Consider the following 18348-nt stretch of genomic DNA (forward strand, 5'->3'; position numbering starts at 1 on the left):
CTACAAGAGGCTACCTGAAACTTTCAGGTAGCCTCTTTCGCTTCCGCACCGTCAGCGCCGATATTCGTTCAACAGCGTTTCTTGCATATCCAGCCCTTCTTCCCCTTCCTGCACGGCAGCGCGGACATAGCTGCCGTCGGGTTGCATCAGCCAGGCTTTGCGGTTGTCGGCCAGAGCGAGGGTGAGGGCTTCGCGCATGATGCGTTGTTTGATGGCCGGGTTTTCCACGGGGGTACAGATTTCGATGCGGCGGAAGAAGTTGCGCCCCATCCAGTCGGCGCTGGCGATGAAGAGCTCTTCGCGCCCGCCGCTGTGGAAGTAGAACACGCGGGAGTGTTCGAGCAGGCGGCCGATGATGGAGCGCACGCGGATGTTTTCGGACAGGTCGGGCACGCCGGGGCGCAGGGTGCACATACCGCGCACGATCAAATCTATCTGCACACCGGCCCGGCTGGCTTCATACAGGGCGCGGATGATGCCGGGCTCGATCAGCGAATTCATTTTGGCAATGATGCGGGCGGGTCGGCCGGCGCGGGCTTCGGCGGTTTCGGCGGCAATGCGCTCCAGCAGCATGGGGCTGAGGGTGAAGGGGCTTTGATAAAGCTTGTTGAGCCGCGTGGGCTGGCCGAGGCCGGTGATTTCCATAAAGATGGCGTTCACGTCGGCGGTGATGGCTTCATCGGCGGTGAGCAGGCCGAAATCGGTGTAGATGCGGGAGGTGCCTTGGTGGTAGTTGCCGGTGCCGAGGTGGGCATAGCGCTTCAGGTAGCCTCCTTCGCGGCGGATAACGAGCGCCATTTTGGCGTGCACTTTGTAGCCGAACACGCCGTATACCACATGCGCGCCCGCGCTTTCCAGCCGTCGCGCCCAGTTGACGTTGTTTTCTTCATCGAACCGCGCCATCAGCTCAACCACCACAGTTACCTGTTTGCCCGCATTGGCGGCGGCAATCAGGGCGCGGGCGAGGTCGGAATGGGTGCCGGTGCGGTAGATCGTCATCTTGATGGCCACCACATCCGGGTCGGCGGCGGCTTCTTGGATGAAGCGCACGGTGGGGGCGATGGATTGGTAGGGGTGGTGCAGCAGCACGTCATGCTGTTTGAGCACTTCAGGCATGGGCTGGTCCTTGCGCACATCTTTGGGCAGGCCGGGCGAGAATGGGGCAAACTTCAAATCGGGCCGGTCCACCATATCGGGCACGGCCATCAGCCGCACCAAATTCACGGGGCCGACCACTTGGTAGAGCTCGTTCGAGCTCAAATTGCATTGCGCAAGCAGGAATTCGGCCACATGCGGCGGGCAGTTGTCGGCCACTTCCAGCCGCACCTCGTCGCCATACTGCCGTTCGCGCAGCTCGGTTTGCACGGCGGCGCGCAGGTTGGTGAGGTCTTCTTCATCCACCGTGAGCTCGCTGTTGCGCGTGAGGCGGAATTGGTAGCAGCCTTCCACGTCCATGCCGGGGAAGAGCTTGTGCACATAGGCGTGCAAAATGGAGGAAAGCAGCACGAAACCGTGCCCTTCGCTGAGTTCTTCCGGCAGCTTCACCACGCGCGGCAGAATGCGCGGCGCCTGCACCACGGCCATGCCGGAAGCGCGGCCGAAAGCGTCTTTGCCGGAAAGCGACACCACGAAATTGAGCGACTTGTTGAGCAGGCGCGGGAAGGGGTGCGCCGGGTCGAGCCCCAGCGGAGTGAGGATGGGCAACAGCTCGCGGTCGAAATAGCTTTCAATCCAGGCACGCTGCTGATCCATCCACTGACGGCGCGGATAGAAGAAAATGCCCTCTTGGCGCAGCGCGGGAACCAGCTCCTTGTTGAACAGCTCGTATTGCTCCTGAATTAATTTTTTGGCCTCGGCCGCCGCGGCCGCCATGGTTTCGGCTGGCGTGGTGCCGTTATCTAGGAGCGTGTGCGGGTTGAGCTGGCTTTCCTTCTTCAGCCAGGCCATGCGCACTTCGAAAAACTCGTCTAAATTAGAAGAAACGATGCACAAAAAGCGCAACCGCTCCAAAAGCGGCACGCCTTCGTCCCGCGCCTGCGCCAACACGCGGCGGTTGAACGCCAGCAGGCTCAGTTCGCGGCAAAGGATGGTGGGCTGGTTCGGCATAAGGTACCTGAAAAAGGAAAATTGAATGAAAATGCTGTGTAAACAAACAGCTGCTTAGAAGAAATCAGCGCTATAATGGCGATACCGCCATCGGCAAAGTGCCGTGCGCGCTAGCTTAATTAATATAGCAATTATCGTTCCAACCTGCGCCCGAAGACAAGATATAGGCACGAAGCAGGCCGAACGTTTCCACCCGCCACCTTTCGGGAGACCCATCATGCGAACCCTGTTCCTTCTCTGCGCCGCCCTCTTCAGCGCTGCCGCAGCAGCCGAAACCAGCGCCCAAATCAACCTGCAAATCAATCCCTACGCCGATTACTACTACGGCGGCTACGATAACTACCCCGGCTACCACCCCAGCCGCAGCTACTATTTCTACAACGGCTCCAACCAATACGGCGGCGGCGAAATTCAAACCACCGAGCAATACAGCCGGGGCGGCATCGGCTACACCGAACATCGCAACTGCCACACCAGCGCCGGCTCCACCATCTGCACCGGCAACTGGCGGCCAGTCGTGCCAATTCGCGGCAATATCTCAATTGAACACCGACGCTGAATTAGAGCTCAAGTCACCGTCTTTACAGGTATCACTTTCCAATATAAACAACGATATGTTGAATAGTAAGATTATTGGTGCTGCGGGTTTGGCAATGTGTTTGTTGCACATTGCCAGCTTTCTCTATTTTCTACTCTTCTCCCAATTATTTAGCACCAATCTGCTTCTCATCGAACTGTACTCCTTGTTTGTGCTTGATGTGTTCATTATTTTTAGCTTGATCAAGATCATCTTTGGTAGAAGCAAGGATAGCCTGAGCAATTTTTCCGTCAGATCCAGATTGTTGTTTTCCTTGTTAATACTCTCAACAGCAATTTATGCTGCATACACTTTTTTCCAGCAAACCGAAAGCATCATGCCCATCCGTTTCAGCACGGATAAGGTACAAACCCTATCCGGCAAACCAGTTTGGCCAGATAACGTTGCATTTTCCTATAACGAACAAGGGATAGCCTCACCTGAACCTCGTAGGAGGAGAGCTCCTGGCTCAGCCAAAACAGCAGCACCTGGTGCCTCGCCTAGAAGCGATCTCGACATTATTCAAGACAACGGCTTTCGCATCACCATGAGTTGCGGTAGCATTTTCGGTGCAAAGCATTGCACACAGAATTTAAACAACGCCTTCAGTGGAAATTGGAGCGATTTTTACCACCAACCTTTCCGATTGAAATTCCAACCCGTTTTTTACCATGGAAAATTTGTTAATCTCGTTGCCGAAATTCAATCGTCGGAAGGGAAAACCATCAACAGCAATTATTTTCAGAGTCTCTACGAGCAAGCCATCCGACGCACTCGTTATGACTATCTATTTCTTTGTACTCTTTTCTTCACTACTTTCCTGATGAGTGCTTGCAGCAAAAATTTATGGAATACATTGGGCAGGCCAAAGTAAATCAGTCAATAATCTCCCACCATAAAAAGGCTACCTGAAAACCATCCTTCGATTTTTCAGGTAGCCTCTCTATTTCCACACAACCCGCAGCCAAGCTATCGGTAAAACCGCTGCCCCATCCCGTTATCGCAATATTGCAGGCTCACCATGCCGCCGCTGCCGTCCAGGCACAGGCCGTTGGCGGCGCTGCGGATGTGGCTGCCCTCGGCAATCCAATGCTGGCTGCGGTTGTTTTGGCAGGCGGTGGCGATGACGGGACTGCCGGCGCCGCCGGTGGCTTCGGCGCACAGGCCGTTGATGTTGAGGCGCGGGCCGTCGAACATGAATTGCTGGTTATTGCGTCCGTGGCAGGGCTGGCTGACTAGGTAGGCGGGCATGCCGCTGCGTTCGAGGCTGAGGCAGGAGTTGTCGGCGGCCTGGCGCAGCAGGGTGCGGCGGCCGTTGTTGAGCACGGGGCTGTAGTAGCCGTCGAGCGGGGAGCTTTCGCTCATGATGACGGTGGTGCCCGGGGCGGCATCCACGCGCACGGTTTTGTGCACGGTGTGTATGGTTTCCACGGGCAAATCGAGCGAGAAGAACCGCCCGTTTGGGCCGTCGAGATACGTGCAGGCGGGGAGGGCGAGCAGGGCAATCAGGAATGGCGGGATTTTCATGGCGGCTCTTTCGGCGGGCGGAGTAGGCTACCTGAAAGCTGCGGGCGGTTTCAGGTAGCCTGCATGCGGTTTACGGCTGCACTTCCACGTTGGCGAGTGCGTCGATATCCAACACGATTTCGTCTTGGCTGTCGCATTTCAAGGGGTGTTGGTCGCTGTTGACCACTGCGCCGTTCTTAATGAAGAAGGCGTGCGTCTGCCAGCCGCTGTAGCCGCCGTAGCTGTTTTTAGCATTGACGCGGGCGCACACCATATAGGAGGGGTAGTAGCTGATCTGCCCGGCGGCAACGTATTGGTTTTTATGCACTTGCAGATATTTGCGCGGCTGAGAGAAGCCGCCGTACATCACGGAATGGGGATCGATCAGGGTTTGGGCGAGGTGGCGTTTGATGAGTTGCTCGTAGTTGCGCGGGTAGCTGCCGTAGTCCATGCGGCGGATCTGATCCATGGTGAGCACGGCGGGTTTGGGCAGGCAGGCGGCGAGCAGGAGGCTGCCTAGGAGGGCGGCGGGGAGGCGTTTGTTCATTTTGCGTTTGAGCTTGGTTGGAATAATCAGCGGCAGTCGGTGAGCAGCTTGCGCATCAGCCGGCATTCGATGCCGATTTCTTGGTTGAGCGGCAGCATGGCTTCGCCAAGGGGGCGGTAGCCGTTGAGCAGGTAGAACGGTTCGGAATTGAGCGAGGCGTAGAGTTTGAGCATGCCCAGCCCGTGTTGGTAGGCCAGCTCTTCGGCGCGGCCGAGCAGGGCGGTGCCGAGGCCTTGGCGCTGCACGAAGGGATGCACATACAGGGCATCGAGCTGGGATTCTTGCAGATTAAGCTGGAAGAAGCCTTGGATGTGGTGCTTGAATTCGATCACCCACAGGAGCTTGCGTTCGTCTTCGAGGGTGTCGAGGTAGCTGTCGGGGCTGAGCAGGGCAAGCCAGGCTTGCAGCACGGCTTCGCTGTAGTTGCGGGCGCAGGTGTAGCGCACGGCGTATTGGTGGGCGTTGTAGATGTGTTCGCAATCTTGGATGCGTGCCGGACGCAGGTGGGTAATCAGGCTCATAACGGGCGGTTGGGTGCGGTGAAACTGGCGGAATTATATAGCTTGTCCAATAGAATAACCAATCGGCCCGGGCAATCGGGATATAATTGGGGCTACCTGAAAACAGAGCTGCAATGCCGTTAAAACGGGCGTTGGCTGTTTTCAGGTAGCCTGATCGGAGAAATACCATGCGCAAACTGTTCCCTCATCTGATGGCACCCGCCGCAATAGCGGTGATCGTGGGCTCCGGCGGCGGGTTTGCCAAGCTCGACGGCTGGTTGTTTTGGCTGGCCTTTTCGCTGCCTTGCGGTTTGGTGTGGTATTTCGAATCCCGCCAATCCCACCCGGCCAGCGCCACAGAAATCGTGCTAGCCACGGCTTGGAAATGGCTGCGCCGCCTGCTGGCTTTCTCCTGCACGCTGCTGTTGTTGGCCGCTGCGGCGGCGTCTGCGCTGGGCTTTGTCGGCGGGAACGTGTGGCAGCGGGTGGGTTTTACCTTGTTCTCGTTGCTGATGGCGTTTCGCCTGGCGCATTCCGGCTGGTATGGCGATTCGGGATTGCGCAGTATGCGGCTCGACCGCGAACACTACCGCGAACAGAAAAAGCGTTATCATTGGCGCAGATAGGCGGCCGGGCGGCCTGTTCTTTTTCAGGTAGCCTTTAAGCCCCCCATCAAAAGGAATCTTTATGCCCTCTCATCTGAAAAGCTGGCTGGCCGTGTGCCTGCTGCCGCTGTTGCTGGCCTTGTGGTTTGCGCTGAATCCGGCGCACGATGCCACGGGCTATTTGCTGCACGGGGTGGTGATGTGCTGCGCCTGTGTGTTTTTGCTGAAATATGTGCTGTTTGCATTGGTGTCGGCGCATTTGCGCCAGGATGCGGCAGCCAAGCGGCGCGCTTTGCTGCAATTGTTGCCGTTGGCCGTGTTCGGCGGCTATGTGGCCTATTATTTTATCCGCTGATTTTTCTTATTTTTTTATTGCGTTAATTCTGATGAACTCTCCTGCTCCTTCCCGCCTTTCCGATAAACAAATGGCGCTGCTCATGGCCGCAATGGCGGCGGTGATGCCGTTTTCGATTGATACCTACTTGCCCGCCGTGCCGGCGATGGCGGCCGGCTTGGGCGTGGGCGAAACCGATATTCAGCAAAGCTTGAGTATTTTTCTGGTGGGGCAGTCGGCGGGCGTGCTGCTGGGCGGGGTGTTTTCCGATTTTAAAGGGCGGCGGCCGGTGGTGCTGGCCGGGCTGGGGGTGTATCTTGTGGCCAGCTTGGGGCTGATTTTGCTGCAAACCCTGCCGCAGCTGATGCTGTTGCGTATGCTGCAGGCTTTTGGCGCGGGCATGGTGGCGGTGAGCGGCGGGGCGATTGTGCGCGACCACTACGAAGGCCGCCGCGCGGCGCAGATGTTTGCGCTGATTGGTGTGATTATGATGGCGGCGCCGATTTTGGCGCCGATGGTGGGCTGGCTGATGCAGATAATCGGCGGCTGGCGCGCGGTGTTCGGCTTCCTGCTGGGCTATGCCGCGCTGGTGTGGCTGCTGCAATGGCGTTTCCTCCCGGCCAACCGCCCCGCCGCCAAACCGGCGGGTTCGCCGCTCTCGATTATTTTCACGGGCTACCGCAGCGTGTTTGCCAAGCCGCAATCGCTCGGCTTTCTGTTTTTCCAGTCGTTCAGCTTTTCCTCCATGTTTGCGTTCCTCACCGAATCGCCTTCGGTGTATATGAAGTTCTACGGCCTGAGCAACGGCTTCTACACCCTGCTGTTCGGCCTCAATATCGTGACCATGGTTTTCTTCAACCGCATCACCGCCTGGCGGCTGAAAAGCGGCAGCGAACCGGCCAATATCCTGCTCATCGGCATCGCCGTGCAGTTTTGCGCCAACTTCCTGCTGATGCTGCTCTCCCAAGCCGCCGCTATGCCGCCTTTGTGGCTGTTTGCGCCTTTGGTGATGGTGTCGGTGGGCACGCAGGGGCTGGTGGTGGCCAACACCCAGGCCTGCTTCATGGGCTATTTCAAAGCTGAAGGCGGCAGCGCCAACGGCGTGCTGATTTCCAGCCAAGTGCTGATCGCCGCCGCCGTGGGCTTCCTCACCACCCAGCTGCACGACGGCAGCGCGCGCATCATGCCCGCCATGATGCTGGCCTCCACCCTGTGCGGCAGCGCGCTGCTGTTTGCCCTGTCGCGGCATGTGTGGCTGAACCCAGCCCGGCAGTAAGCCGCAAGGCTACCTGAAAGCCGCCACACATTTTCAGGTAGCCTGTTTCCGCTTAAAATACTGCCTTTTCACTTCACGGCTTTAACACCATGACCGCACAAATCGGCATTGATTTAGGCACCACCAACAGCCTCGTCGCCCAATTTATCAACGGCGAAACCCGCCTGATTCCCAACCGGCTCGGCCACACGCTCACGCCTTCCGTGGTAAGCGTGGCAGACGACGGCACGATACTGGTGGGGCTGGCCGCGCGCGAGCGGCTGCGCACCGCCCCGCAGGCCACCGCCTCCGCCTTCAAACGCTTCATGGGCACCGACAAAATCTTCCGGCTCAACGGCAAGAAATTCCGCGCCGAAGAGCTTTCCGCACTGGTGCTGCGCCAGCTGAAAGAAGATGCCGAAGCCGATTTGGGCGAAGCAGTGCGCGACGTGGTGATTACCGTGCCCGCCTATTTCAACGCCATCCAGCGCCAGGCCACGCGCAACGCCGCACAGATGGCCGGGCTCAACGCGCTGCGCCTGCTCAACGAGCCCACCGCCGCCGGCTTGGCCTACGGCCTGCAGGAAAAGCCCGACGACACCCGCTTTTTGATTTACGACCTCGGCGGCGGCACGTTCGACGTATCCGTGCTGGATTATTTCGACGGCGTGGTGCAGGTATCCGCCAGCGCGGGCGACAACCACTTGGGCGGCGAAGATTTCGTGCAGGTGTTGCGCCAGCTTTTTCTGGCCAAATGCAAAGAATTGAGCGACGAAGAACGTGCCCGCCTCGCCGACAGCAGCGAGCTGTGGCAGGCCTTGGAAACTGCCAAACGCAGGCTCGGCGAAGAAATGCAGGCCGAAGTGCAGGTGAACGTAGGCAACCGCATGGCCGCCGCCGCGATTACCCGCCAAGAATTCCAAGAAGCCGCCAAGCCGCTGATGGCGCGGCTGCGCCAGCCGTTGGAACGCGCCCTGCGCGACGCCAAACTGCACCCGAGCCAAATCGACAGCATCATTTTGGTGGGCGGCGCCACGCGGATGCCGGTTATCCGCAACACCATCGCCCAGCTGTTCGGCCGCATTCCCAAAGCCTCGGTCAATCCCGATGAAGCCATCGCGCGCGGCGCGGCGGTGCAGGCCGCCCTGCTGGCGCGCGACAGCAACGTGGAAGAAGTGGTGCTCACCGACGTGATGCCCTTCTCGCTGGGCGTGGAAGTATCCGAACAGCTGCCGGACGGCAGCGTTACGCACGGCATTTTCAGCCCGATTATCGAGCGTAATATGCCCGTGCCCGTATCGCGCGTGTCCGGCTATTCCACCATGAACGACCGGCAAACCGCCATCACGCTTCGCGTGCTGCAGGGCGAATCCGTGCTCGCCAGCGAAAACCTCGAGCTCGGCCAGCTCGAAGTGCGCGTGCCGCCGCGCCGCGCTGGCGAAGTGAACATCGACGTGCGCTTCAGCTACGACGCCAACGGCCTGCTGGACGTGGACGTGAGCAACGAAGACCTCAACATCAAAGTCAACCAAACCTTCCGCCACAACAGCATCAACCTGAGCGAAGAAGAAGTACAGGCCGCGCTCGAACGCCTCGCCGCGCTCAAAGTCCACCCGCGCGAACAGCAGGAAAACATCTACCTGCTGGAAAAAGGCAAACGCCTGTATGAAGAATACCTCGGCGAACAGCGCCAAGCCATCGGCCGCGCCGTGATGCAGTTCGAGCGCACGCTGGAGAGCCAAGACGCCAACGCCATCCGCCACGCGCAAAAAGAATTCGGCGAATTCCTGCGCCACTTCGACGGCGGCTGGCTGCTCTAAGGCCGCCCGGAAACCGCCAACCGGGCATTCATCCCCAAGCCCAAACGGAAAACAACAAGCAGGCTACCTGAAAACTCGCTTCGCTCATTTTGACGAAACTCACTTCGTTCGTTTTGGCGAAACTCGCCCTGCTCGTTTTGGCGAAATTCACTTCGCTCATTTTCAGGTAGCCCCCACACCGCACCGGAACCCATCATGGATTGCTGGCACATCCTGCAAATCGCGCCCACATCAGACGAACGCGCCATCAAACGCGCCTACGCCAAACTGCTCAAAACCACCCGCCCCGACGACGATGCCGAAGGCTACCAGCGCCTGCGCGAAGCGTTTGACGAAGCCCTCGCCATCGCCCCCTATATCGAAAGCGAAGCCGCCCCGGAATGGTCGTTCCCGGCAAGCGAATGGCTACCTGAAAACGAGCAGAGCGAGTTTCGCCAAAACGAACAAAGCGGATTCGACCAGGCCGATTCCCATCATACTTTGCCGCCTTGGCAGGCCAGCAACCCCGACGAACACCACGCCTACCGATTTTCAGGTAGCCTCCATCCCGATACAACCGAAAACGAAAGGCTACCTGAAAACGGAAACCCGCCCGAAGCAGACGAACTGTTTTCAGGTAGCCCCCATCCCGGTGCGGAAGAAAACGAAAGCGCGCCCGAAGCCTTCGTTTATCCGTTCGACCCCGATATCGGCAACACCTTTTCAGGTAGCCTCAATCCCTACGGCGGCGACCCCTGCGCCCCCCTGCTCAGCAATATCGAAACTTACTTCACCCGTGGCGGCACGGCCGAACTCGAAGCCGCCTGGCCGCACATCCGCGAACGGCTCGAGCAACTACCCCTGGGCGAAACCGAAAACGCCTCCTACCAATTCGCCGACTTCCTGCGCACCCGCCAAATCGACGACTGTATGCTGTGGGCGCAATGGTCGGACTATTTCGGCTGGCACCGCCCCGACATCCGCAACAACATCTTCACCCCGGCCGAGCTCGAGCAGATCAAGGAATACCGCAGGATAGCGGCCAAGCTGGCCAAACACCGCGCCCAAACGCAGCATACCCAGTCCTTCATCCCGCCCGTCGGGCAGGCCACGGCACAGCTGCTGGCGCACTGGCGGCAATGGTTCAAGCAAGGCGGCAGTGAAGAGCTGCTGCGCCGCTGGCCGGAAACCAGCCGGATGCTCGACAACGTACCGCCGCAGGAGCGGAGCGATGTGGCCGCAGCCTGCCTCGATTTCCTGCACCACAACCAAATCCGCCACCCGCTCTTGTGGGCGCACTTGGCCGACTATCCCGGCTGGCCGCATGCCTTCTTCCAAGAAGTGCGCGACCCGGAAGGCCTGGCGCGGCTGGAAGAATACCGCCGCACCGCCGGCATCATCCGCCTGTTCGAGCCGGAAGCCACCGGGCCGGACGAAGACGGCGGCAAGCCGGAGGAGCGCCTGCCCGTATCCGCCCTGTTCGCCCGCTTCCTCGGCACCCAACCCGGCCTGATGCGCCGCCTGTTTGCCGCCTTTGCCGCCATGCTGCTGTGGCCGGAGTTGTCCGGCGAAGCCAACCGCCGCCAGCGCTGGCTGCTGCACACCTACCGCCCGGCCGTACACAAGCGCTACGATTTCTGGCACGGCTGCCGCATTGCCTGGGTGGCGGTTTGCTTCTTGATAGCCATCGTAAGCGGCATAGTGGTGGCCGTGGATGCGGGCTGGGACAAGGGCTTTGCCTTAACAGCAGCGGTTTTCATCACGTTCATTGTTACGGCCATGTCTTACGGCATCTACATCATGTGTGCCAGCTTTCTGCTGGTACTGCTGCGCCTGCTGTGGCCGAGCATGGAAGGGCGGCTCGTCCGCTTCAAACACTACTCGCCTTGGGGCAAGGCGCTGTATCTGCTTGCTTTTCCCATCACGGTGGCGCTCACGCTGCCCGCCTCGCTGGATGTGCCGCTGTGGCACGGCAGCGTGCTTGCCTATATGTTGTCGCTCACTTATTACAGCACCTACGACCGGGACGACGGCAGCTTTGCCGTGAAAGACGCATCGGCCTGGTTCAAAGCCTGCCTCTGCATGACCGGGGTGCTGGGGCTGCCGATAACCTTTCCTATTCTGCAAGGCTATCCGCAATACCTGCTGGCCGCCTCCCTGCTGTGGCTGAATGCCAATCTGTATCTGCTGTTCGACCGCCCCGGTTGGCTGGGAAAAATCGAGAAGCCGATTCGGCAGCTGCTGGCTTGGAAAATCGGCCGCAAACCGTGGCAATGGCTGCTGCTGCCGTTCCGCGCCGCTTATGCCGCGCAGCTGTGGCTATTGCTGCTGCCTTCGCGGGCGGCGCGGCTGACAGCCTCTTCAAAGGAAGACAGCCTGCTGTGGGAAGTCATTACCGGCGCATTGCTGCTGCTGGCGCTGCTGCCGCGCGAGATGTCTGCCTATGTGCTGCTCCTGATCTACCCCGCCGCCATGCTCTCCGCACTGTTGTGCCACATCGTGCAACGCCTGCTGCTGCGCGGCCTGCGGCGCGGTGCGGTCAAAACACGGGCTACCTGAAAACCGCCCCGCCCGTTTTTCAGGTAGCCTCCATCCCACCCGCCACCTTTCCACCCACACCGCAATGTCCGCCTTTATCCGCCTGCGTCTGCACATCCTCGCCCTGCTCGCCCTGGCTGCCGTTATAGCCGGGCAGTTCGGCAGTTTCTTTTGGCCGGCCGAACTGTTCAGCCATTTCCTACCTTACTACGCCGCTATTTTCATCTTGGCCGCGATTTGGCCGCGCCCGAAGTGGCGGGCGCCGTGGCTCGTGTGTGCTGCCGCATCGCTGCTGTGGCTGGCTCAGCCCTTCGCCCTGCCCGATGCTCCGGCCGACGGCACGCGGCTGGTTTGGTACAACGTCCACCTCGACAACCCCGCAGCCGCAGCGGAAAGCGCCGCCCTCTTGGCCGAACAGGCCGACCTGCTCGCGCTGGGCGAAATCAACCTCGACAACCCCGGCTGGCAAAGCCTGCACCAAGCCTATCCGCACGGCTGCCAACACCGCGAACACAGCCCCTTCGCCCTCGCCCTGTGGAGCAAACAGCCGCTGGCCGCCTGCGAAGTGCGCATGATTGGCGACTATCCCTATATCCGCGCCCAAACTGCCGACGGCACCGCCATCTACGCCCTGCACCCGCCGCCACCCATCAGCAGCGAACTGGCCGGGGCGCGGCAGCACTACCTGGCCGAAACCGCCCGCGCCCTCGCCACCGAACCGCACGCACTGGCCGTGGGCGACTTCAACAGCAGCCCGTTTTCCCCGCTGTTCCGCCGCTTCCAGCAAGAAAGCGGCAGCCGCCCCGCCACCCGCTACTTCACCCCTACTTGGAAACCGTTCTTCCTCAATATCGACCACGCCTTAGCCAAAGGCCTAAACGTTTCCGCCCACACCCTGCCCTGGCAACACTCCGACCACCGCCCGCTCTTGGTGGAATACACCGGCCAATGAAGTAGAAATATAAAAGGCTACCTGAAACTCGCCATTCCGTTTTCAGGTAGCCTTTCCCGCCCAGCCTTACCGCACATTGTGTGATAAAATAATGCGTTTTAATCGATTGGGCTTTAAATCTCCATGAGCAGCACCCACGACCACCGGTTTGCCAAAGAAACCATCCCCGTCAGCCTCGAAGAGGAAATGCGCAAAAGCTATCTCGATTACGCCATGTCTGTAATCGTCGGCCGCGCGCTGCCCGATGTGCGTGACGGCCTGAAACCCGTGCACCGCCGCGTGCTCTACGCCATACACGAGTTGAAAAACAATTGGAATTCGTCTTATAAAAAATCCGCCCGTATCGTGGGCGACGTTATCGGTAAATACCATCCGCACGGCGATTCCGCGGTGTACGACACCATCGTGCGCATGGCGCAGCCCTTCTCCATGCGCTATATGCTGGTAGACGGCCAGGGCAACTTCGGCTCGGTAGACGGCGACGGCGCGGCAGCCATGCGTTACACCGAAATCCGCATGGCGAAAATCGCCCACGAAATGCTGGCCGATATTGAAGAAGACACCGTAAACTTCGGCCCGAACTACGACGGCAGCGAACAAGAGCCGCTGGTGATGCCCACTCGCTTCCCCGCCCTGCTGACCAACGGCTCGGCCGGTATTGCCGTGGGCATGGCCACCAACATCCCACCGCACAATTTGGGCGACACGGTGGATGCCTGCCTGCAACTCCTGGCCGATCCCGACACGTCTATCGACGCGCTCATCGACACCATCAAAGCCCCCGACTTCCCCACCGGCGCCACCATTTACGGCCTCGCCGGCGTGCGCGAAGGCTACCGCACCGGCCGCGGCCGCGTGGTGATGCGCGGCAAAACCCATATCGAGCCTGTCGGCAAACACGGCGAGCGCGAAGCCATCATCATCGATGAAATCCCCTATCAGGTAAACAAAGCCAAGCTGGTGGAAAAAATCGGTGAGCTGGTGCGCGAGAAAACGCTGGAAGGCATTTCCGATTTGCGCGACGAATCCGACAAATCCGGCATGCGCGTGGTGATCGAACTGAAGCGCAACGAAAACGCCGAAGTCGTGCTCAACCAGCTCTACAAACTCACCCAGCTGCAAGACAGCTTCGGCATCAATATGGTGGCCCTGGTCGACGGCCAGCCGCGCCTGTTGAATTTGAAGCAGATTCTGGCCGAATTCCTGCGCCACCGCCGCGAAGTGGTTACCCGCCGCACCCTGTTCCGCCTGAAAAAAGCGCGGCACGAAGGCCACATCGCCGAAGGCAAAGCCGTGGCGCTTTCCAATATCGACCCGATGATTCAGCTCATCAAAGAATCCGCCGATGCAGCCGAAGCCAAAACCAAACTGCTGGCGCGGCCGTGGCAGTCCGGCCTGGTGGGCGACATGCTCAGCCGCACCGATTTGGATTTGAATATGGCGCGCCCCGAAGGGCTACCTGAAAACCTCGGCCTGCGCGAAGACGGCTATTATTTGAGCGACTTGCAAGCCGACGCCATCCTGCGCATGAGCCTGCGCAACCTCACCGGCCTCGACCAAGACACCATCCTCGCCGACTACAAAACCATCATGGCGCAGATTATCGATTTCCTGGATATTTTGGCCAAGCCCGAGCGCATCACCCAAATCATCCACGACGAGCTCATCGAAATCAAAACCAACTTCGGCGACCCGCGCCGCAGCGAAATCAACCCGTTCGGCGGCGACATCGCCGACGAAGACCTGATTCCGCCGCGCGAAATGGTGGTTACCCTCACCCACGGCGGTTACATCAAAACCCAGCCCACCACCGACTACCAAGCCCAGCGGCGCGGCGGTCGCGGCAAGCAGGCCGCCGCCACCAAAGACGAAGACTTCATCGAAACCCTGTTTGTGGCCAACACCCACGACTACCTGATGTGCTTCACCAACCACGGCCGCTGCCACTGGATTAAGGTATACAAACTGCCCGAAGGCGGGCGCAACTCGCGCGGCCGCCCGATCAACAACGTTATCCAGCTGGACGAAAACGAAAAAGTCTCCGCCATCCTGCCCGTGCGCGACTTCCCCGAAGACGAATACGTTTTCTTCGCCACCGCCATGGGCGTGGTGAAAAAAGTGCAACTTTCCGCATTTAAAAACGTGAGCAAAGTCGGCATCAAAGCCATCGCCCTCAAAGAAGGCGACAGCCTGGTAGGCGTGGCGCGCACCTCCGGCCGCAACGACATCATGCTCTTCTCCAACCTCGGCAAAGCCATCCGCTTCAACGAATATTGGGAACGCAGCAGCGACGACGAAGAAACGGGCGACGACAACGACACCGAAATTTCAGCTAGCCAGGAAGACGACAGCGCCGACAGCGCCCCCATCAGCGGCAAACACGGCGTACGCCCCAGCGGCCGCGGCAGCGGCGGCCTGCGCGGCATGAGACTGCCCGAAAACGGCCGCATCGTCAGCCTCATCACCTTCGCCCCCGAGTGCGAACAGAGCGAACTGCAAGTGCTCACCGCCACCGCCAACGGCTACGGCAAACGCACTCCGATTGCCAGCTACAGCCGCAAAAACAAAGGCGGCCAAGGCAATATCGCCATCAACACCGGCGAGCGCAACGGCGACCTAGTGGCCGCCACCCTGGTAAGCGAAAGCGACGACCTGATGCTGATTACCAGCGGCGGCGTACTCATCCGCACCAAGGTGGAACAAATCCGCGAAACCGGCCGCGCCGCCGCCGGCGTGAAGCTGATTAACCTGGACGAAGGCGAAACCCTCGTCAGCCTCGAACGCGTAGCCGAAGAAGAGGAAGACGAAGCACAAACCGCCGAAACCCAAACCTCAGCCGAAAGCCCGAGCCAAGAGCAAAGCGAGGCTTAAGCGCCCGCCGAGAAAAGGCTACCTGAAAATAGAGCGCATCAATTTTCAGGTAGCCTTTCATTTAATCCATCCGCCCTAAACCATCATCCCGACAATAGGCAGGCAACCAAGCGGCAAGCCGTAGCACAGCATCCCTACACCGCAAGGCCAAGCCGCACCCTACCTCTTGGGAACAACCAGAAAGGCTACCTGAAACCATGCGTGCCGTTATCCAAAAAGTCAGCCATGCCCACATCGCCGCCGCCGACGCGCCCGATGCCCCGTTCAGCCAAATTCCCCACGGCCTGTGCGTGCTGCTTGGCGTGGGCGGCGAAGACAGCGAGGCCGACGCCCGCTATATCGCCGACAAAATCGCCCACCTGCGCATCTTTGAAGACGAAGCCGGCAAGCTTAATCTGTCGGTGAAAGACACCGGCGGCGAAGTGCTGCTGGTATCGCAATTCACCCTCTACGGCGACGCCCGCAACGGCCGCCGCCCCTCCTTCAGCCAAGCCGCCCGCCCCGAACAGGCCGAAGCGCTGTATCAGCAAGTGGCCGCCCTCTTGCGCGGCCACGGCGTGAACGTGGCCGAAGGCCGATTCCGCACCCACATGCTGGTCAGCCTGTGCAACGACGGGCCGGTAACCATTTTGCTGGATTCGCAAAAAACGTTTTAAAGCGGCACGATAAAGGCTACCTGAAAAGCTGTATGACAACCGCAGATCGAATTCTTGAGTCCGACATCTCACTTAGAAAAACACACGGCGGCATTTCCATGCCGCCGTTTTAATGTGCCATTCTGTTTTCAGGTAGCCTGAAACCTGTGCTACTGCGCTGTCTGCGCCACGCCTTCCACAGGCGGCAGTTCGCGCATATCGCGCCAGCCGTCGTTGGTTTTCACCAGCGTAGCCTGCTCCACCCGCTTCAGCGGCAGGCTGTTTTGCCAGGCTTCGCTGCCGTGGCGTATCAGGCGCTTGCCCCAGCCGTCCATCGTGATGCTGCCTTCATACACCACGCGGGATACGGTGAGCCCGGCGGCGTTGGTGGCCGGCTCGGTGTAGTACTGCACTTTATCCACATGCTCGCGCCCCAGGCAGAACAGCGGGCCGTTTAGGCTGGCGCGGGTGTGTCTGCGGCCTTTTTCGGTGAGCACGAACACCAGCGCCACATCGTCATCGTTTTCCTTCAACCGCTCATACAAACCGGCGCTCTCCAAAGCCCGCATCTGCTTAACGGCCGCTTCGTTGATGCGTTTGTCTTCCGCATTGCGGCGCGGCAGCGCAATCCGCTCCGAACCCAGCAGCGGCGCGTTTGCCCCGTCGGCATCCAAAGCCAGCGGCAGGCACACTTCGTTGGTTTCCGCATAACGCGCCAGCACATCCCGAAACTGCCCTTTGCCCGCTTCCTGCGCGCCGCAACCGGCCAGCAAACCGGCCGCCAGGGCCGCCCATATCCAATGTTTCATAAAGCCTCCAAAATCAAATCTGCCCGGCACGGCTTGTGCCATGACAAAAAAACATCCTGCCCGTACAATGGCGGGGTGAAAACTTAAGGATTATACACAATAATGACCACCCTATACGGCATCCCCAACTGCGCCACCGTGAAAAAAGCCCGCGCCTGGCTGAGCGAAAAGCAAGTGCCCCACGCCTTCGTTAATTTCAAAACCGAAGCCCCCGCGCCCGAACAGCTCGCCCGCTGGCTCGATGCCGTCGGCGCAGACGTTCTCATCAACCGCAAAGGCACCACCTGGCGCAAACTTACCCCGGCCGAACAAGCCGCCGCCGACAGCCGCGAAGGCGCCATCGCCCTGATGCAGACACAGCCCTCCGTAATCAAACGCCCCGTGCTCGAGCACCAAGGCCGCGTCCACATCGGCTTTTCCCCCGAACGTTATTCCGAAATCTTCGCCTGAACCATGAACCAAACCATCTTTATCGCCGACCTCCACCTCTCCGAGCACAGCCCCGAACTCACCGAACTCTTCCTGCGCCAGCTGCACCAATGGCAAAGTACAGCCGATGCCCTCTACATCCTCGGCGACCTGTTTGACGCCTGGGTGGGCGACGACGACCGTACCCCCTTCACCGACCACATCGCCGCCGAATTAAAAGCATTCGCCCAACACAAACCCGTATATTTCATCCCCGGCAACCGCGATTTCCTGCTCGGCCAAGACTTCGCCCGCCGCAGCGGCATGACCCTGTTGCCCGAGCAGCATCCGCTTACCCTCTACGGCCGCCCCTACCTCCTCACCCACGGCGATGAACTCTGCACCGCCGACCTGCCCTATATGCAGTTCCGCGCCCAATCGCGCCAGCCCCAATGGCAGTCCGCTATCCTCGCCAAACCCCTGGCCGAACGCCGCCTGCTGGCTCAGCAAATCCGCCAGATGAGCGAGCGTGGCAAAGCCGAAAACGGCAAAAGCGCCGTTTCCGACGTAACCGAAGAAGCGGTATCCGCCCTGATGGCGCAACACCCCGGCGCCGACCTCATCCACGGCCACACCCACCGTCCTGCCCTGCACCGCCACACCCTGCCCAGCGGCCAAAGCTTCACCCGCTTCGTGCTGCAAGACTGGTACGGCAAAGAAGGCGGCTGCCTCGTCGTATCGCCCGAAGGCGTGAGTGCACAGCATCTGGCCTTAGGTTAGCCAAACCCGTGTAGGAATATTTTCAGGTAGCCTTTCCACCGCTTGGGAAGGCTACCTGAAAATCTATAGTGAATTAACAAAAATCAGGACAAGGCGACGAGCCGCAGACAGTACAGATAGTACGGC

The 18348-nt window shown here is 59.8% G+C and carries 18 protein-coding genes; 12 read left to right on the plus strand and 6 right to left on the minus strand.

Annotation, left to right across the window (positions count from 1 at the left end):
- Window positions 1-51: 51 nt before the first annotated feature.
- Window positions 52-2106: a polyphosphate kinase 1 gene (gene ppk1 / locus A7Q00_RS01265; RefSeq protein ID WP_064088837.1), complete on the minus strand. Its 2055-nt coding sequence runs from the start codon at window positions 2104-2106 to the stop codon at window positions 52-54.
- Between the two features lie 217 nt (window positions 2107-2323).
- On the opposite strand from ppk1, the gene A7Q00_RS01270 reads away from it, so the two are divergent.
- Window positions 2324-2665 carry a hypothetical protein gene (locus A7Q00_RS01270; RefSeq protein ID WP_064088838.1) on the plus strand — a complete coding sequence of 114 codons (342 nt, stop codon included), beginning with the start codon at window positions 2324-2326 and terminating at the stop codon, window positions 2663-2665.
- Window positions 2649-3557, plus strand: coding sequence for a hypothetical protein (locus tag A7Q00_RS01275; protein ID WP_156503679.1), 909 nt, complete (start codon window positions 2649-2651; stop codon window positions 3555-3557). Before A7Q00_RS01270 ends, A7Q00_RS01275 begins: the two co-directional genes overlap by 17 nt.
- A 95-nt stretch (window positions 3558-3652) precedes the next feature.
- On the opposite strand, the gene A7Q00_RS01280 is transcribed toward A7Q00_RS01275, so the two are convergent.
- The 3 genes from A7Q00_RS01280 to A7Q00_RS01290 form a co-directional block, all read right to left on the minus strand.
- Complete coding sequence (locus tag A7Q00_RS01280) at window positions 3653-4210, minus strand: RICIN domain-containing protein (RefSeq protein ID WP_064088840.1); 558 nt, start codon at window positions 4208-4210, stop codon at window positions 3653-3655.
- Between the two features lie 70 nt (window positions 4211-4280).
- Complete coding sequence (locus A7Q00_RS01285; RefSeq protein WP_245637498.1) at window positions 4281-4802, minus strand: hypothetical protein; 522 nt, start codon at window positions 4800-4802, stop codon at window positions 4281-4283.
- Window positions 4763-5257, minus strand: a complete 495-nt coding sequence (locus A7Q00_RS01290) for a GNAT family N-acetyltransferase (RefSeq protein WP_023887726.1) — start codon at window positions 5255-5257, stop codon at window positions 4763-4765. Before A7Q00_RS01290 ends, A7Q00_RS01285 begins: the two co-directional genes overlap by 40 nt.
- A gap of 167 nt (window positions 5258-5424) precedes the next feature.
- Between A7Q00_RS01290 and A7Q00_RS01295 the strand changes: the two genes are divergently transcribed.
- From A7Q00_RS01295 to A7Q00_RS01310, 4 genes are all read left to right on the plus strand, one after another.
- Window positions 5425-5862, plus strand: a complete 438-nt coding sequence (locus A7Q00_RS01295; protein ID WP_064088841.1) for a hypothetical protein — start codon at window positions 5425-5427, stop codon at window positions 5860-5862.
- Window positions 5863-5923: 61 nt separating this feature from the next.
- The gene (locus tag A7Q00_RS01300; RefSeq protein WP_003823599.1) at window positions 5924-6196 is read left to right on the plus strand and encodes a hypothetical protein; all 273 of its coding nucleotides are present in this window, start codon (window positions 5924-5926) and stop codon (window positions 6194-6196) included.
- Window positions 6197-6266: 70 nt separating this feature from the next.
- On the plus strand, window positions 6267-7451 hold the full coding sequence (locus tag A7Q00_RS01305; RefSeq protein WP_064088842.1) for a multidrug effflux MFS transporter: 1185 nt from the start codon (window positions 6267-6269) through the stop codon (window positions 7449-7451).
- 89 nt (window positions 7452-7540) lie between these two features.
- The gene (locus A7Q00_RS01310; protein ID WP_064088843.1) at window positions 7541-9250 is read left to right on the plus strand and encodes a molecular chaperone HscC; all 1710 of its coding nucleotides are present in this window, start codon (window positions 7541-7543) and stop codon (window positions 9248-9250) included.
- Here the strand turns inward: A7Q00_RS01310 and A7Q00_RS01315 are convergent.
- Window positions 9247-9447 (minus strand): hypothetical protein, encoded by a 201-nt coding sequence (locus A7Q00_RS01315; RefSeq protein ID WP_156503680.1) that lies wholly within the window; start codon window positions 9445-9447, stop codon window positions 9247-9249. The genes A7Q00_RS01310 and A7Q00_RS01315 overlap by 4 nt on opposite strands.
- Between A7Q00_RS01315 and A7Q00_RS01320 the strand changes: the two genes are divergently transcribed.
- The 4 genes from A7Q00_RS01320 to dtd all read left to right on the plus strand — a co-directional run bounded on the left by A7Q00_RS01320 (window position 9446) and on the right by dtd (window position 16246).
- Window positions 9446-11788 carry a J domain-containing protein gene (locus A7Q00_RS01320; protein ID WP_064088845.1) on the plus strand — a complete coding sequence of 781 codons (2343 nt, stop codon included), beginning with the start codon at window positions 9446-9448 and terminating at the stop codon, window positions 11786-11788. The two genes, A7Q00_RS01315 and A7Q00_RS01320, sit on opposite strands and share 2 nt — an antisense overlap.
- The gene (locus A7Q00_RS01325) at window positions 11763-12719 is read left to right on the plus strand and encodes an endonuclease/exonuclease/phosphatase family protein (protein ID WP_245637499.1); all 957 of its coding nucleotides are present in this window, start codon (window positions 11763-11765) and stop codon (window positions 12717-12719) included. Before A7Q00_RS01320 ends, A7Q00_RS01325 begins: the two co-directional genes overlap by 26 nt.
- Before the next feature lie 123 nt (window positions 12720-12842).
- Window positions 12843-15590, plus strand: a complete 2748-nt coding sequence (gyrA, locus tag A7Q00_RS01330) for a DNA gyrase subunit A (RefSeq protein WP_064088847.1) — start codon at window positions 12843-12845, stop codon at window positions 15588-15590.
- Window positions 15591-15787: 197 nt separating this feature from the next.
- Window positions 15788-16246 carry a D-aminoacyl-tRNA deacylase gene (dtd, locus tag A7Q00_RS01335; protein ID WP_064088848.1) on the plus strand — a complete coding sequence of 153 codons (459 nt, stop codon included), beginning with the start codon at window positions 15788-15790 and terminating at the stop codon, window positions 16244-16246.
- Between the two features lie 149 nt (window positions 16247-16395).
- On the opposite strand, the gene A7Q00_RS01340 is transcribed toward dtd, so the two are convergent.
- The gene (locus A7Q00_RS01340; RefSeq protein WP_156503681.1) at window positions 16396-17034 is read right to left on the minus strand and encodes a hypothetical protein; all 639 of its coding nucleotides are present in this window, start codon (window positions 17032-17034) and stop codon (window positions 16396-16398) included.
- A 102-nt stretch (window positions 17035-17136) separates the two neighbouring features.
- On the opposite strand from A7Q00_RS01340, the gene A7Q00_RS01345 reads away from it, so the two are divergent.
- Both A7Q00_RS01345 and A7Q00_RS01350 read left to right on the plus strand, forming a co-directional pair.
- A complete protein-coding gene (locus A7Q00_RS01345) occupies window positions 17137-17484 on the plus strand; it encodes an arsenate reductase (RefSeq protein WP_064088850.1) in 348 nt (115 codons plus the stop codon).
- A gap of 3 nt (window positions 17485-17487) precedes the next feature.
- Window positions 17488-18222: a UDP-2,3-diacylglucosamine diphosphatase gene (locus A7Q00_RS01350; RefSeq protein ID WP_064088851.1), complete on the plus strand. Its 735-nt coding sequence runs from the start codon at window positions 17488-17490 to the stop codon at window positions 18220-18222.
- The last annotated feature ends 126 nt before the right edge of the window (window positions 18223-18348 follow it).

It is taken from the genome of Eikenella halliae (assembly GCF_001648475.1).
Lineage (GTDB): Bacteria > Pseudomonadota > Gammaproteobacteria > Burkholderiales > Neisseriaceae > Eikenella > Eikenella halliae.

Excerpts from the sequence above, each read along its gene's own strand:
- ppk1 (WP_064088837.1), bottom strand. The coding sequence starts at position 2,106 with ATGCCGAACCAGCCCACCATCCTTTGCCGCGAACTGAGCCTGCTGGCG.
- A7Q00_RS01270 (WP_064088838.1), top strand. The coding sequence starts at position 2,324 with ATGCGAACCCTGTTCCTTCTCTGCGCCGCCCTCTTCAGCGCTGCCGCA.
- A7Q00_RS01280 (WP_064088840.1), bottom strand. The coding sequence starts at position 4,210 with ATGAAAATCCCGCCATTCCTGATTGCCCTGCTCGCCCTCCCCGCCTGC.
- A7Q00_RS01285 (WP_245637498.1), bottom strand. The coding sequence starts at position 4,802 with ATGCCGGCTGATGCGCAAGCTGCTCACCGACTGCCGCTGATTATTCCA.
- A7Q00_RS01290 (WP_023887726.1), bottom strand. The coding sequence starts at position 5,257 with ATGAGCCTGATTACCCACCTGCGTCCGGCACGCATCCAAGATTGCGAA.
- A7Q00_RS01295 (WP_064088841.1), top strand. The coding sequence starts at position 5,425 with ATGCGCAAACTGTTCCCTCATCTGATGGCACCCGCCGCAATAGCGGTG.
- A7Q00_RS01300 (WP_003823599.1), top strand. The coding sequence starts at position 5,924 with ATGCCCTCTCATCTGAAAAGCTGGCTGGCCGTGTGCCTGCTGCCGCTG.
- A7Q00_RS01305 (WP_064088842.1), top strand. The coding sequence starts at position 6,267 with ATGGCGCTGCTCATGGCCGCAATGGCGGCGGTGATGCCGTTTTCGATT.
- A7Q00_RS01310 (WP_064088843.1), top strand. The coding sequence starts at position 7,541 with ATGACCGCACAAATCGGCATTGATTTAGGCACCACCAACAGCCTCGTC.
- A7Q00_RS01320 (WP_064088845.1), top strand. The coding sequence starts at position 9,446 with ATGGATTGCTGGCACATCCTGCAAATCGCGCCCACATCAGACGAACGC.
- A7Q00_RS01315 (WP_156503680.1), bottom strand. The coding sequence starts at position 9,447 with ATGATGGGTTCCGGTGCGGTGTGGGGGCTACCTGAAAATGAGCGAAGT.
- gyrA (WP_064088847.1), top strand. The coding sequence starts at position 12,843 with ATGAGCAGCACCCACGACCACCGGTTTGCCAAAGAAACCATCCCCGTC.
- dtd (WP_064088848.1), top strand. The coding sequence starts at position 15,788 with ATGCGTGCCGTTATCCAAAAAGTCAGCCATGCCCACATCGCCGCCGCC.
- A7Q00_RS01340 (WP_156503681.1), bottom strand. The coding sequence starts at position 17,034 with ATGAAACATTGGATATGGGCGGCCCTGGCGGCCGGTTTGCTGGCCGGT.
- A7Q00_RS01345 (WP_064088850.1), top strand. The coding sequence starts at position 17,137 with ATGACCACCCTATACGGCATCCCCAACTGCGCCACCGTGAAAAAAGCC.
- A7Q00_RS01350 (WP_064088851.1), top strand. The coding sequence starts at position 17,488 with ATGAACCAAACCATCTTTATCGCCGACCTCCACCTCTCCGAGCACAGC.